The sequence below is a fragment of the Pseudonocardia sp. NPDC049154 genome (genome assembly GCF_040648315.1).
Lineage (GTDB): Bacteria > Actinomycetota > Actinomycetes > Mycobacteriales > Pseudonocardiaceae > Pseudonocardia.
The window spans coordinates 62,116-75,837 of record NZ_JBEZDN010000024.1 but is presented as its reverse complement, the minus strand read 5'-3'; the positions used below and the strand labels follow the sequence as shown (position 1 = coordinate 75,837).

Sequence of the window (13,722 nt, the reverse complement as noted above, 5' to 3'; positions counted from 1 at the left end):
GGATCGGCGGCGGCTTCAAGGCCCGGATCGCCGGGAAGACCGTCAAGATCACGTTCGTGAAGCCGAACGGCATGCCGGGCCCGGACGGGCCCGCGGCGATCAGGCCGGGAGCACCTCCCGCCACTGCGCCGTGGCCTTGCGACCGGGGGCGATCCACGCCAGCCCGGCCAGGTCGCCGACGTGCCCGACGCCCTGGAACGCGGCCGCCACCCCCAGGGCCGAGAGGCCGAGCTCCAGGGCGGAGGGGTCCGGGCTCGGCATGCCGTTCGGCTTCACGAACGTGATCTTGACGGTCTTCCCGGCGATCCGGGCCTTGAAGCCGCCGCCGAACCAGTACCAGGGGTAGGTGACGCCGGAGATCTCGGCGAGCGGGACGTCGAACAGGGTCTCCTCGCCGTCGGTGAAGGCCACCCGCCCCTCGGCGGTGACGAGGTAGCCGGGGCGGTTGCGCAGGCCGCCGATGACCCAGGCGGGGCTGGCGAGGACGGCGGAACCGGTGCTGCCGGGGGCGGGGACGGGCTGCTCGCTCACAGGGCGCTCCTTCGGGGATGGTCTCTCCTGTCGGGTCCCAGGAGATCGCGCGCGGCCCCGCCCCGGACAGCACGCCGCCACCACAGCCGGGTTCGTGGTAGCCACACCCTCCGCCAGCGGTTCGCGGGACGTGTCAGGCAGGCCCGACGCGGGCATGATGTCCGGCGTGGACATCCCCCGAGACATCACCGCGACCCCGGAGTGGGCGGCCCTGACCGAGCACCACGCGGCTGTCGAGCCGGCGCACCTCCGCGAGCTGTTCGACGCCGAGCCCGGCCGGGCGGAGGCGATGACCGTCCAGGGCGCCGACCTCGTCCTCGACTACTCGAAGCACCGGATCACCGGCGAGACGCTGCCGAAGCTGGTGGCGCTGGCCGAGGCCGCCGGCCTGCCGGACCGGATCACCGCGATGTTCTCCGGCGCGCACATCAACACCAGCGAGGACCGGGCGGTGCTGCACACCGCGCTGCGCCTGCCGCGGACGGCCTCGCTGACGGTCGACGGCCAGGACGTCGTCGCCGACGTCCACGCCGTGCTCGACCGGATGGGCGAGTTCACCGACACGGTCCGCTCCGGGGAGTGGACCGGGGCCACCGGCGAGCGGATCCGCACCGTCGTCAACATCGGCATCGGCGGCTCGGACCTCGGCCCCGTCATGGCGTACGAGGCGCTCAAGGACTACTCGCTGCGCGAGATCGAGTGCCGGTTCGTGTCCAACATCGACCCGACCGACCTCGCCGAGACCACCCGCGACCTCGACCCGGCGACCACGCTGTTCATCGTCTCGTCGAAGACCTTCACCACGCTCGAGACGCTCACCAACGCCCGCAACGCCCGGACCTGGCTGGTCGACGGCCTGGGCGGTGGTGACGACGCGGAGAAGGCCGTCGCGAAGCACTTCGTGGCCGTGTCGACGAACGCCGAGAAGGTCCGCGAGTTCGGCATCGACGAGGCCAACATGTTCGGCTTCTGGGACTGGGTCGGCGGCCGCTACTCCGTCGACTCCGCCATCGGGCTCTCGCTCATGGTCGCGATCGGCAAGGAGGGCTTCGCCGAGTTCCTCGCCGGCATGCACGCGATCGACGAGCACTTCCGCACCGCCCCGCTGACCGCGAACCTGCCGGTGATCAGCGGCCTGCTCAACGTCTGGTACGACAACTTCTTCGGCGCCCAGACCCACGCGGTCCTGCCGTACTCGCAGTACCTGCACCGGCTGCCCGCCTACCTGCAGCAGCTCACCATGGAGAGCAACGGCAAGTCGGTGCGCGCCGACGGCACCCCGGTCACCACAGAGACCGGCGAGATCTTCTGGGGCGAACCCGGCACCAACGGCCAGCACGCCTTCTACCAGCTGCTCCACCAGGGCACCCGGCTCGTGCCCGCGGACTTCATCGGCTTCGCCGAGCCCAACCACGACCTGCCGGGCGAGGGGGGCGCGGACATGCACGACCTGTTCATGTCCAACCTGTTCGCGCAGACGGCCGCGCTCGCCTTCGGCAAGACGAAGGAGGAGATCGAGGCCGAGGGCACCCCGGCCGACGTCGTGCCGCACAAGGTCATGCCGGGCAACCGGCCCACGTCGACGATCCTCGCGCCGAAGCTCACCCCGTCGACCCTGGGCCAGCTCATCGCCTTCTACGAGCACCAGACCTTCGTGGAGGGCACGATCTGGGGCATCGACAGCTTCGACCAGTGGGGCGTGGAGCTGGGCAAGGTGATGGCCAAGCAGTTCGGCCCCGCCCTCTACGGCGACGACCCGGACTTCTCCGCGCTCGACGCCTCCACCGCGGCGCTCATCCGCCGGTACCGCACCCTCCGCGGCCGCAGCTGACCCGTGAGCGCCGACTGCCCCTCTAGGAGCAGTCGGCACGCACGACCCCTCCTGAGCCGCGGCTGAGGATCCGGCCGGTCGGCGGGCGCCGGCGGTCCGGCGTGGGCAGAGTGGTGGGGTGCCCGGCCGCCGCGTCCTCGCGCTCACCGCGACCTGCTCCGTCCTCCTGCTCGCCCTGGCGGCCGGGCTGATCTGGGCCGCGTTCACCGGCGTCGGGCCGGCGGACGAGGACGGCTCGGCCCTCGCCGGGGCGATCGACAGCCGCTCCGTCGGGGTCACGGCGATCCTGGTCGTGTTCACCAACCTCGGCAGCACCGCCGCGATGGCGGTGCTCGCCGTGGTCACGGGCATCGTGCTGGTCGTGCGCGGGCGACGGGTCGACGGCGTGTGGCTGATCGCCACGACGGCCGGGGCCAGCGTGGTGTTCACGCTGGTCAAGCGGGTGCTGGACCGCCCGCGGCCGCCGCTGGCGGTGCGCCTGGTCGAGGCCGGGAACGAGTCGCTGCCCTCCGGCCACGCGACCATGTCCATGGCCGTCGTCGGGGCGCTCGTCGTGCTGGCCTGGCCGCACCTCACCGGCCCGCTGCGGCTCGGCGCCCTGCTGGTCGCGGCGGCCTGGATCGGCGGGATCGGCTACACCCGCATCTACCTGGGCGTGCACTGGTTCAGCGACGTCGTGGCCGGCTGGGCCACCGGCGCCGCCTGGCTCGCCATGTGCACCGGGGTGCTGCTGTGGTGGCGCGCCCGGCACCCGGAACCCGCCCTGAACTGACCGACTACTGCTGTTCCTTCGAGCACCACCAGGTGCTGCGGCCGCCGACGGTCCCGTGGCGCATCTCGGCGCCGCAGCGCGGGCAGTGGCCGCCGGGATGGCGGTGCTCGATGACCTCGCCGGTGTGCACGCCGCCGTTCGCGATCGCGGACCTCAGGGACTTCTCGAGGTTGCGGTACAGGCGGTCGAGCTCCGTGCGCTCCAGCTCGTCCGCGGGCGCCGCCGGGCTGATCTTGGCGCGCCACAGGGTCTCGTCGGCGAGGAGGTTCCCGACGCCCGCGATCACCGACTGGTCCAGCAGCCGCGCCTTCACCGCGGACCGGCTGCGCGCGATCCGCGTGCGGAAGTCCGCGGCGGAGATCTCCTCGGCGTCGGGCCCCAGGCCGGAGAGGTCCGGCTCGAGGCGGATCCGGCCCAGCCGACGCTTGTCGAACAGCCGGAACCGGCCGCCGTCGGCGAAGTTCATGGTGAACCGGTCCCACTCCGGCTTGCGGGGCTGCCGGTCCGGCCGCTCCGGGCCGCCGCCGACGCGCTCCCCGTCCGAGTTCGTGACGATCACGCGCCCGCCCATGCCGAGGTGCACCCCCAGCGTCGGGCCCTCCTCACCGTCCCGGTTGACGGTCTCGCACCACATCGTCTTGCCGCGCCGGTGGGCCGCGGTCAGCCGGCCGCCGACCAGCGCCTTCGCGATCTCGCCCGGCGGATGGGGCCGGCACACCCACTCGTCGTTGTCGTCGACGGACCTGATCTCGCGGTCCAGGGCCTCCTCCAGCACCTTCCGCGCGGTCTCCACCTCGGGCAGTTCCGGCACGGCCCCAGTCTGGAACAGCGGCGGCGGTCCCGCGCGTTGATCCGTCCGTGATGCGGGTACGGGCTCCCGAGCTGCGCGGACGTCGGTGGCTGAACACCGGCGGCGCCGCGCCGGATCTGCGCGGCAAGATCGTCCTGCTCGACTTCTGGACCTTCTGCTGCGTCAACTGCCTGCACGTGCTCGACGAGCTGCGGCCGGTCGAGGAGGAGTTCGCCGACGTCCTCGTGGTCGTCGGGGTGCACTCGCCGAAGTTCGCCCACGAAAGGGACCCGGCGGCAGTGGACGGGGCCGTCGAGCGGTACGGCGTGCACCACCCCGTGCTCGACGACCCGGACCTCGCGATGTGGGACGTCTACGCCGCCCGCGCCTGGCCGACCCTCGCGGTGGTGGACCCGGAGGGGTACGTCGTCGCGCAGATGGCGGGTGAGGGTCATGCGCACGGCCTGGCGGTGCTGATCCGCGAGCTGGTGGCCGAGCACACCGCGAAGGGGACGCTCCGCCGGGGCGACGGGCCGTACGTCGCGCCCCCGCCGCCGTCGACCGCGCTGCGGTTCCCGGGGAAGGTCGTGGCGGTGCCCGGCGGCTTCCTGGTCTCGGACACGGCGCACCACCAGCTGGTGCTGGTCGACGCCGAGTTCACCGAGGTCCGGCGGTTCGGGACCGGCGCTCGGGGCTTCCGGGACGGGTCCGCACCGGAGTTCTCCGAGCCGCAGGGACTGGCCGTGCTGCCGGCCGAGGTGGCCGCGGAGGTGGGGTACGACGTCGTCGTCGCCGACTCGGTGAACCACGCCCTGCGCGGGCTGCGCCTCGCCGGCGGACACGTCAGGACGGTCGCCGGCACCGGCTCGCCGCTGCGCGAGCGGGTCGAGCCCGGCGGCACGGCGGCCGAGCTGTCGACGCCGTGGGACGTGGCGTGGTGGCGCGGCCGGATCGTCGTCGCGATGGCGGGCTGGCACCAGCTGTGGACCTTCTCGCCGGTCTCCGGGGAGCTCGCCGTGCTGGCCGGCACGACCACCGAGGGCCTCCGCGACGGGCCGGTGACCGACGCGTTCTTCGCCCAGCCGTCCGGGCTGGCGGCCGCGGGCGACACGCTCTGGATCGCCGACGCCGAGACCTCCGCCGTGCGCGCGTTGGACCTCGACGCGACGCCGCAGGTCAGCACCGCCGTCGGGCTCGGCCTGTTCGACTTCGGGTTCCGCGACGGACCGGCCCGCGACGCGCTGCTGCAGCACCCGCTCGGCGTCGGCGTGCTGCCGGACGGCTCGATCGCGGTGGCGGACACCTACAACGGGGCCGTCCGCCGGATCGCCGGGGGGCAGGTGACCACGTTGGCCCAGAGCCTCGCCGAACCGAGCGACGTCCTGGTCGACGGGGAGACGCTGGTGGTCGTGGAGTCGGCGGCACACCGGCTCGTGCGACTGCCGATCCCGGCCGGCGCGCTGGTGGACGCCGGCGCCCACACCGTCCGCCGCCCGCGCACCGACCTCGCGGCCGGGCCCGTCGCGCTCACGATCGCCTTCACCCCGCCCACCGGGCAGCACCTCGACACGCGCTTCGGCGACCCGACGGTGCTGACGGTGGGCGCGTCGCCGTCGTCGTTGCTGGTCGAGGGCGGCGGTACCGCGCCCGGCCTGGTCCGCTCGCTCGTCCTGGCCCCCGGCGAGGGAGTGCTGTCGGTGAGCGTCGCCGCCGCGGCCTGCGACGAGGGCGACGCCGTCTTCGCCGCCTGCCACCGGTACCAGCAGGACTGGGGCGTGCCGGTGCGGGTGGTGGCGGGCGAGGGCCCGGCCGAGCTCGTGCTCGACCTGCGGGCGGTCGACGGGCGGTGACGGGGTCGTGATCGTCGCTTGCGTGCACGGAGGGCGGGCATCCCCGCCCTGAGCGCACCGGGGCGACGATCACTACTCGAGCTCGGCCACCGTCCAGGTGCCGTCGGCGGCGGGGGCGACGACCTGGAACTCCCCCGCCGGCAGCGACCGGATGTGCTCCGCCAGCTCCTCCGCCGACAGCGGCGCCGCCTCCACCACCGTGCGGGAGCGCGGGTCGGCGCTGTCGACGGCGACCGTGAGCTGGTGGTCGAGCGGGAGGTCGTCGGCCGAGCGCAGCACGACGAGCTGGGCGTCGCCCTCGTCGAGCAGCGCGGCGGTGCCGGGCTCGGGCGCCACCGGGACGCCCGCCTGGTCGAGCCGCGCCGCTACCAGCGGGAGCTCGCCGCCGGGCAGGGTCAGGGTTCCGACGGTCAAGGGCTCCGCGACCGGGACGTCCCCGGCCGGGGCGGCGCCGGACCGGGCGGCGTCGGCAGGGTCCGCCGACGTCGGAGCCGTCGGAGGCGTCGGAGCCGCCGGAGCCGCCGGAGCCGCCGGAGCCGCCGGAGCCGCCGGGGCCGTCGGAGCCGTCGGAGCCGTCGGAGCCGTCGGAGCCGTCGGAGCCGTCGGAGCCGTCGGGACCGCCGGGGCCGGGGCCGCCGGGGCCGTGGGCGCACCGGCCGGGGCGGCGCCGGCCACGGTCGCACCCGCTGGAGCAGCAGCAGGGTCACCACCCACGGTCCCGCCCGCAGGCAACCGCCACGTCGCCGCGGCGGGCCGCCAGACCTGTCCGGCCGAGGTCGGGCCGGTGGCCGGAGTAGCCGCGGGCTCCCCGAAGACCGGTCCCGTGACCACCCCGTCCGGTGCCGCGACGTCGACCACGCTGAGCGGTCCGGCGGAGGCCGCCATCGCCGCGGCGGCGGTCACGGACTCCGGCGGCAGGCCCGCGCTCGGCGCGATCGCGGCGGCGGGGGCCGGAGCGGCCGGGGCGTCGAAGGTCTTCGGCCAGCCGTTCGGCGAGGTCACCCGAGGCTCCGGCAGCACCTGCAGCATCCCGCTGGTGCGCGGACCGGGGGCGGCGGGCCGGGTGGCGCCGAGGTAGTCGTCGCCGCGCCAGCGGTAGTACGAGGTCCGGACCGGCTGACCGTAGGTCGGTGCGTTCACCATCCGGCCGTCGCCGAGGTAGACGCCGACGTGGTGCACCGCGGACGGCGTGCCGTAGAAGACCAGGTCACCGGGCTGCAGCGGGGCGTCGGCGGGCACGTGCGGGCCCGCGACGTACTGGGTGTGCGCGGTGCGCGGCAAGGTGATCCCGGCGGCGCCGTAGGCGAACACGGTCAGCCCCGAGCAGTCGAAGCCCTGGTCGCCGGCGGCCGGTCCGTCGCCGCCCCACTGGTAGGGCACCCCCACCTGCGAGAGGGCGGCGTCGATGGCGACCTGCGCGCGCCCGTCGGGCAGCGCGGTCGTGAACTCGGCGGGCGCCGGCGCGACCGCTCCGCCACCACCGGACCCGGGCTCGGTGTTCTCGGGGAAGACGCCGGGGAAGCGTTCGGCTGCCGCGTCGGCGGTCGTCGCGATCCCGGCCTGCCGCACCGCCGACGGCACGGCCACCGCCACGACCAGCAGCAGTCCGAGCAGCACCCACACCCCGGCGGCCAGCCGTGGCCGGCGGCGCGTCGGCACACCCCGGTAGCGGACCGGCAGGGTCCGCGTGACGCCCGGCTCCGGCTCGCGGTCGACGACCCCGGGCTCGGGCAGCGGCGCGTGCACGGTGGCGATCCGGTCCGCGATCCGGGTGGCCGCCTCGCGGCGGCAGTCCGCGACGACCCGTCCGACCAGCGCCGTGGCCAGCCGCGCCCCCGCGAGACCCGCGGCCGCGCTCCGCGCCGCCTCCGCACGGACGGAACGGCTCTCGACGCCGGCATCGGGCCCGTCGGCCGCACCGCGTGCCGCCGCGGGCACCGGCCGGACCTCCACCCCGGTACCCGGCTCGGCCGGCCGCCGCCGCGACTGACGCCGGCGCGCCCGCTCGTCGGCCTCCGCGGTGATCCAGCGGTGAGAGGTACCCCGCTGCTCCGGCACGACGATCGCGGGCCGGTGCGACCCGGCCCGATGCCGGCCCGACCGCTTGGTGACGGATCGTGACCCCGTTGCCGGCACACGCTCGCGCAGCGCCATCGACTCTTCCCCCGACCGGTCGCCCCGACTGGACCGGCGAGAGCGTGGCGGACACACGCCGCGTCCGCCATCACACGAACGGGCATGATCCGAGGCTCATGCGGGCGTCAGGCCCGTAACCAGGCGAGGACCGCCATCACCCGTCGATGGTCGTCACCCGACGGCGCGAGCCCCAGCTTGGTGAAGATCGACGAGATGTGCTTCTCCACGGCGCCCTGCGTGATCACGAGGTCGCGGCCGATGGCCGTGTTGGTCCGCCCCTCGGCCATGAGGCCGAGCACCTCGCGCTCACGGGGCGTGAGCGACTCGACGGGATCGCGGCGCCTGCGGTGGGTCAGCAGCGCGGACACGACCTCCGGGTCGAGCACGGTCCCGCCGGCCACCACCCGCTCCAGCGCGTCGGACAGCTCGGCGAGCCGGGAGACCCGGTCCTTGAGCAGGTACCCCACTCCCCCGCCGGCGGCCAGCAGGTCCGAGGCGTAGGACTCCTCGACGTACTGGGACAGCACCAGGATCGCCGTGTCCGGCCACTCGCGCCGGATCTCCAGGGCCGCCCGCAGCCCCTCGTCGGTGAAGGTCGGCGGCATCCGCACGTCGACGACCGCGACCTCCGGCCGGTGCTCCTTCACCGCGGTGACCAGCGCCGCCCCGTCGCCGACCGCCGCCACCACCTCGGCGCCCGCCTCGTCGAGCAGCCGCACGAGACCCTCGCGCAGCAGCAACGAGTCCTCGGCCAGCACGACCCTCACGCGTCCTCCAACCCGGCCAGCGGGACCCACGCCGTGATCACCGTCGGCCCGCCCTCGGGGCTCGCAATCTCCAGCCGCCCCTCCACGGCCGACAGTCTCTCCGACAGCCCCGACAGTCCGTGGCCCTTCGCCGGGTGGGCGCCGCCGACGCCGTCGTCGGTCACCCGGACGACGAGGTCGGCGCGGTGCGGCCGGACGTCGACGGTGGCGTGGGTCGCCCCGGAGTGCTTCGCGACGTTCGTGAGCGCCTCGGTCACCACGAAGTACGCCGTGTTCTCCACGGCCGCCGCCGGACGCTCCCCCGCCGGCAGGTCGACCTCGACGCTCACCGGCACGGTCGACCGCGCCGCCGCGGCGGCCAGCGCGGCCGCGAGTCCCCGGTCGGCCAGGACCGGCGGGGCGATCCCCCGGGACAGCGCCCGCAGCTCGGCCAGCGCCTCGCGGGTCTGGGTGAGGGCCTCGGCGATCAGCGGGCGGGCGCGCTCGGGATCGTCGTCGAGCCGCCGGTCGGCCGCCTCGAGGTCCATGGTCAGCCGGACGAGCCGCTGCTGCGGGCCGTCGTGGATGTCCCGCTCGAGCCGCCGCAGCGTGGCGGCCTCGGCCGCGACCGCGGCCCGGCGGCCGGCGGCGAGCTGCTCGGCGCGGGCCCGCAGCGCGGCGGTGCGGTTGGTGAGCAGCCCGCGCGCGAGCCCGGCCCGGACGGCGACGAGCCCCCGCACCACCCACGGCGTCGTGGCCAGCAGGACCAGCCCGACGAGCGTGGTGAAGGCGACGTCGAGCGCCCGGGACGCGACCCCGGTGAGCACGTCGATCAGCCCGGTCCGCTCGCCGCGCGGCAGCGACCACTCCCACAGCACGTACAGCGTGGCGCCGAGCCCGGTCACGGCCCAGGCGACGCCGATCACGAAGCAGGCCAGCCGGACCGGGAACCCGACGACGGCGTGCAGCAGGTCCCGCCAGCACTGCGGGTCGGCGAGCCGGCCCAGCATGCCGATCACGCCGCGCCCGCGCCGCGGGCGGTAGTGGTGAGGCGGCAGCGGGCGGCCGGTGGCGGCCTCCGTGGTCCGCCGCTCGACGTCGGCCAGCCGCCGGGACAGCGCGAACGTGCCGGCCAGGATCGGCAGCCCCACCCACACGACGACCGTGCTGATCCCGGCCGCGAACCCGGCGATGGCGACGACGAACGCCAGCACGCCCAGCGGCAGCCCCGTCACCAGGTAGCGCAGCCCCCGCCGGACCGCTCCGACGTCCGGCCCGGGCGTGACGACGGCGGCCGGGACCCCCTCCTCGCTCATGCCTCCACCCAAGCCCACCCGCGCAGCGCCCCCCACCCGGCACACTCCCGGGTGCACAGTAGGGCCAGCCCCACCCGGCGCCGAGCGGGTTTCGGAGCGGGTTTCCGGGCGGGCTACCGGGGCGCGGGCCGTGCCCCGCGGATCAGGCGACCCGGCAGCGCGTCGGTCTCGACTCCGTCGGTGTAGGTCTCCTCACCGGCGACGACCGTGTGCCGGTACCCGTCCACCCGCTGCAGCAGCCGGCTCCCGCCCGCGGGCAGGTCGTGGCGCATCTCCGGCCGGTGCAGCCGCATCCCGTCGACGTCGATCACGTTGAGATCGGCCCGGTACCCGGGCTCGAGCACGCCGCGGTCGAGCAGCCCGACCGCCCGCGCGGTGTCCCGGGCCTGCCGCTGCACCACGTAGGCGAGGTCGAGCTTCTCGCCGGCCCGGTCCCGGGTCCAGTGCTGGACGAGCGTCGTCGGGAAGCTGCCGTCGCAGATCGTGCCGACGTGCGCGCCGCCGTCGGACAGCCCGGGCAGCGCGTGCGGGTGCCGCAGCATCTCGCCGACGGCGTCGAGGTTGCCGGCGACGTAGTTCGAGCTGACCAGGTAGAGCATCCCGCCGCCGGCCACGATGTCGTAGGCCAGCTCCACCGGATCGCGGCCCTCGGCGGCGGCCCGGTTCGCGATCGACGCCGAGGCGGGCGGCTCGTAGTTCGGCGGGTCGGTGAGCTCGTACATGAGCTCGTACTTGTGGATCAGGTTGCCGCCGAGCCGGCCGCGCTCCTTCTCCCGGGTCTGCGCGGCGAGGATCTCCGCGCGCAGCCCCGGCTCGCGCATGCGGGCCGCCTGCTCGCCCGGGGTCAGGTCGGCGATCCCGCGCCAGACCGGGTTGGTCATGAACGGGTTGAGCGTGTTCTCCAGGCCCAGGATCAGCCCGACGGGCCGGGCCGCGACCTGCGCGCGGATCTCCAGCCCGTCCGCCCAGGCCCGGTCGACCATGGCCAGGATCGCGCGGTGCTTGTCCGGCTCCTGCGGGAACTGCACGAGCGAGAACGACAGCGGCCGGCCCGACGCCGCCACCATCTCCCGGATCAGCGCGAATTCCTCCTCGGCGTCGGGGAAGTCGCTGACCAGCTGCAACACGCCGGTGCCGGTCTCACCGACGGCCTTCGCGATCGCGACGAGCTCGGCGGCGCCCAGACCGTAGGACGGGGTCAGCTCGCCGTCGATGCTCTTGTGGTTGAGCGTGCGCGAGGTGGAGAAGCCCAGGGCACCGGCCCGGATCGCCTCCCCCGCGAGCTTGGCCATCAGCGCGACCTCGTCCGCCGTGGCCTCCTCGTGGGCGGCGGCCCGCTCCCCCATCGCGTGGACGCGCAGCGCGGCGTGCGGGACCTGGGTGGCGAGGTCGACGTCGTACGGGCGGGTCTCGAGCACGTCGAGGTACTCGGGGAAGGTCAGCCAGGTCCAGGGCAGGCCCTCGTGCAGCGCGATGCCCGGGATGTCCTCGACGCCCTCCATCAGGTCGATGAGCCGGTCGCGGTGCTCCGGGAGGGCGGGCGCGAAGCCCACCCCACAGTTTCCGGCGACCACGGTCGTGACCCCGTGCCACGACGACGGCTGCAACCGGGACTCCCAGGTCGCCTGCCCGTCGTAGTGGGTGTGGACGTCGACGAAGCCGGGGGCGACGACGGCGCCGTCCGCGTCGATCTCGCGGCGGCCGGTGCCGGCGACCCGGCCGACCTCCACGATCCGGTCCCCGACGATGCCGACGTCCGCCGTGCGGGCCGGACCCCCGTTCCCGTCGAGCACGGACCCACCCCGGACCACCAGGTCGAACTCGGTCATGCCGCCCCCTCCGTCGCGGTCGGTCCTCCCTGGATAGCCCACGCCGGGCCCCGAGCGGAAGTCATGCAGCTGCATCACCACCGAGCGGAGCAACGGCCTGTGGACGACCCGGGCGGACGCGTCACCGACGCCGGGAACTGTCGGTGGCAGCGGGCATGCTGCGGCCATGACCACTTCGACGGTGTCCGAGCAGACCTTCACGATCCGACCCCGCGGCGCGTTCTCCCTGGTGGAGGCGGGTGCCTTCGGCCACGGCGCCGAGCCGGCCGGGGACTGGCCCGGCGGCGGCGCCGTCGCCGGGGGCGTGCTGCGGCTCGCCTTCTGCCGGGACGGCCTGCGGGGCCAGGTCGGCGTGGCCCTCACGCAGGACGCCGGGGGCGTGCACGGCGTCGTCGGCGGGCTGAGTCCGGGCGAGCCCCTCGATCCCGTGCGGGACCAGGTGGCCCGGATGCTCTCGCTCGACGGCGACGGCGCCGCGTTCGCCGAGGTCGGCGAGCGGGACCCGCTGATCGGGCGGATCATGGCGGCGGCGCCGGGTCTGCGGCCGGTGCTGTTCGCCTCGCCCTGGGAGGCCGCGCTGTGGTGCGTGCTCTCCCAGCGCTGGGGGCGGCGCCAGTCCCTCGCGGCGCGCGAGCGGCTCGCCCGCGGGTTCGGCCGGGTGCTGGAGGTCGCCGGCGAGGAGACGGCCGCGGTGCCCACGCCCGCGCAGCTGCTGGCCGCCGATCGCCTGCCCGGCCTGCCCGAGCTCAAGCAGGAGCGGCTCCGGGCGGTGGCGCGGGCCGCCGAGGCCGGGCTGCTCGATCCCGCGGCGCTGCGCGAGGGCGATCCGGACGAGGTCCGGGCGCGGCTGCGCACGGTGCCCGGGATCGGCGCGTTCGCGGCGACCCTGATCCACCTGCGTGCGTCCGGGGTGCAGGACGCGCTGGTCGCGGGCGAGCCGCGGCTCGCCGCCCTGGTCGGCGCGGCCTACGGGCTCGGCGGCCCGGCAACCGAGGAAGACCTGGCCCGGATCGCCGAGCCCTGGCGGCCGTTCCGCACGTGGACCGCGGTGCTGATCCGTGCGGCCGGGCGCCGGCTGCCGGAGATGGCGGTGGTACCGGAACCGGTCGCCGCGGCCCGGGTGCCCCGGGCCCGGCGCCCGCGGCCGGAGCCGACGCCGCTGGCGTTGATCGGATGAGGGGGACGCCTCTCCGGAGGGGGCCGGCCTGCGACCGGGGTCACTCCCGGTCCACGGTCGTTCACCGCGCGTCGCTACCCTCGGCGGATGCGCGTCCGATCCGTCCGGTTCCCGCAGCGCCTCCCCCACCGCTTCCCCCATTCGCGCTTCCGCACGCTCGCGCTGGTCGGCGTGGTCGTCGGGGCCCTCGCGCTGAGCGGCTGCGGGGGCGGGAGCGGAGAGGAGGCGTCGTCGGTCCAGGCTGCGCCTCCGAGCTCGCCGTCGGAGGCACCATCGCCGGTGGCGCCGTCGGCCGGCGTCGCACCGGGCGAACCGAACCCGGCCGGCGACGGCGGGGCGCTGCCGCAGGCGTGCGAGCTGGTCCCGCAGGAGGAGATCGCGCAGGCCACCGGGATGGCCTTCGGTACCCCGACCCCGACGGCGGGCACCACGCGGAGCGTGTGCGCGTATCCGGCGTCGAGCACGGTGCCGGGGCTGAGCGTGGGCGTCGAGTCCGGCTCGCGGTTCGACGCCAAGGCGGCGGCCTCGCGCAGCTCGGTGGGGGTGCCGGGAGTCGTTGTGCCAGGGCTCGGCGACCAGGCGCTGTTCTTCTATAGCGACCGGGACTTCCCGGAGGGCCTGGGCGGGCTCCTGGTGCGCAGCGGCGGCGCGACGATCGACGTCTCGCTGCAGGGCTCGGGCACCGAGCAGCAGACACGGGACACCGCGACGGCGATCGCCAGGGTGGCGCTCGACAACCTCTGA

11 protein-coding genes are annotated in these 13,722 nt (G+C 75.4%); 5 read left to right on the top strand and 6 right to left on the bottom strand.

Annotated features, from left to right (window positions below; translation table 11 throughout):
- Positions 1–99 precede the first annotated feature (99 nt).
- Positions 100–531: a hypothetical protein gene (locus AB0B41_RS15085; RefSeq protein WP_358203184.1), complete on the bottom strand. Its 432-nt coding sequence runs from the start codon at positions 529–531 to the stop codon at positions 100–102.
- A gap of 157 nt (positions 532–688) precedes the next feature.
- Here AB0B41_RS15085 and pgi point away from each other — a divergent pair, with 157 nt between their 5' ends.
- Entirely contained in the window at positions 689–2,362 is a 1,674-nt protein-coding gene (pgi, locus tag AB0B41_RS15080; protein ID WP_358203194.1) for a glucose-6-phosphate isomerase, read from the top strand.
- A gap of 118 nt (positions 2,363–2,480) precedes the next feature.
- Positions 2,481–3,134, top strand: coding sequence for a phosphatase PAP2 family protein (locus AB0B41_RS15075; RefSeq protein ID WP_358203182.1), 654 nt, complete (start codon positions 2,481–2,483; stop codon positions 3,132–3,134).
- A 4-nt stretch (positions 3,135–3,138) separates the two neighbouring features.
- Here the strand turns inward: AB0B41_RS15075 and AB0B41_RS15070 are convergent, their stop codons facing one another.
- Entirely contained in the window at positions 3,139–3,945 is an 807-nt protein-coding gene (locus AB0B41_RS15070) for a DNA-formamidopyrimidine glycosylase family protein (RefSeq protein ID WP_358203180.1), read from the bottom strand.
- Positions 3,946–3,995: 50 nt separating this feature from the next.
- On the opposite strand from AB0B41_RS15070, the gene AB0B41_RS15065 reads away from it, so the two are divergent.
- A complete protein-coding gene (locus AB0B41_RS15065) occupies positions 3,996–5,774 on the top strand; it encodes an NHL domain-containing thioredoxin family protein (RefSeq protein ID WP_358203177.1) in 1,779 nt (592 codons plus the stop codon).
- Between the two features lie 72 nt (positions 5,775–5,846).
- On the opposite strand, the gene AB0B41_RS15060 is transcribed toward AB0B41_RS15065, so the two are convergent.
- The 4 genes from AB0B41_RS15060 to AB0B41_RS15045 all read right to left on the bottom strand — a co-directional run bounded on the left by AB0B41_RS15060 (position 5,847) and on the right by AB0B41_RS15045 (position 11,801).
- Complete coding sequence (locus tag AB0B41_RS15060; RefSeq protein ID WP_358203175.1) at positions 5,847–7,712, bottom strand: C40 family peptidase; 1,866 nt, start codon at positions 7,710–7,712, stop codon at positions 5,847–5,849.
- 323 nt (positions 7,713–8,035) lie between these two features.
- Positions 8,036–8,677, bottom strand: coding sequence for a response regulator transcription factor (locus tag AB0B41_RS15055; protein ID WP_358203172.1), 642 nt, complete (start codon positions 8,675–8,677; stop codon positions 8,036–8,038).
- Complete coding sequence (locus AB0B41_RS15050) at positions 8,674–9,972, bottom strand: sensor domain-containing protein (protein WP_358203170.1); 1,299 nt, start codon at positions 9,970–9,972, stop codon at positions 8,674–8,676. Before AB0B41_RS15050 ends, AB0B41_RS15055 begins: the two co-directional genes overlap by 4 nt.
- A gap of 113 nt (positions 9,973–10,085) precedes the next feature.
- Positions 10,086–11,801, bottom strand: coding sequence for an amidohydrolase family protein (locus AB0B41_RS15045; RefSeq protein ID WP_358203169.1), 1,716 nt, complete (start codon positions 11,799–11,801; stop codon positions 10,086–10,088).
- A 166-nt stretch (positions 11,802–11,967) separates the two neighbouring features.
- Between AB0B41_RS15045 and AB0B41_RS15040 the strand changes: the two genes are divergently transcribed.
- Both AB0B41_RS15040 and AB0B41_RS15035 read left to right on the top strand, forming a co-directional pair.
- Positions 11,968–12,978 (top strand): DNA-3-methyladenine glycosylase 2 family protein, encoded by a 1,011-nt coding sequence (locus tag AB0B41_RS15040; protein ID WP_358203167.1) that lies wholly within the window; start codon positions 11,968–11,970, stop codon positions 12,976–12,978.
- A gap of 87 nt (positions 12,979–13,065) precedes the next feature.
- The gene (locus AB0B41_RS15035; RefSeq protein WP_358203165.1) at positions 13,066–13,722 is read left to right on the top strand and encodes a DUF3558 family protein; all 657 of its coding nucleotides are present in this window, start codon (positions 13,066–13,068) and stop codon (positions 13,720–13,722) included.

Bases quoted from the DNA above. Each gene is read 5' to 3' on its own strand.
- pgi (WP_358203194.1), top strand. From the start codon at position 689: ATGTCCGGCGTGGACATCCCCCGAGACATCACCGCGACCCCGGAGTGG.
- AB0B41_RS15065 (WP_358203177.1), top strand. From the start codon at position 3,996: ATGCGGGTACGGGCTCCCGAGCTGCGCGGACGTCGGTGGCTGAACACC.
- AB0B41_RS15050 (WP_358203170.1), bottom strand. From the start codon at position 9,972: ATGAGCGAGGAGGGGGTCCCGGCCGCCGTCGTCACGCCCGGGCCGGAC.
- AB0B41_RS15045 (WP_358203169.1), bottom strand. From the start codon at position 11,801: ATGACCGAGTTCGACCTGGTGGTCCGGGGTGGGTCCGTGCTCGACGGG.
- AB0B41_RS15040 (WP_358203167.1), top strand. From the start codon at position 11,968: ATGACCACTTCGACGGTGTCCGAGCAGACCTTCACGATCCGACCCCGC.
- AB0B41_RS15035 (WP_358203165.1), top strand. From the start codon at position 13,066: ATGCGCGTCCGATCCGTCCGGTTCCCGCAGCGCCTCCCCCACCGCTTC.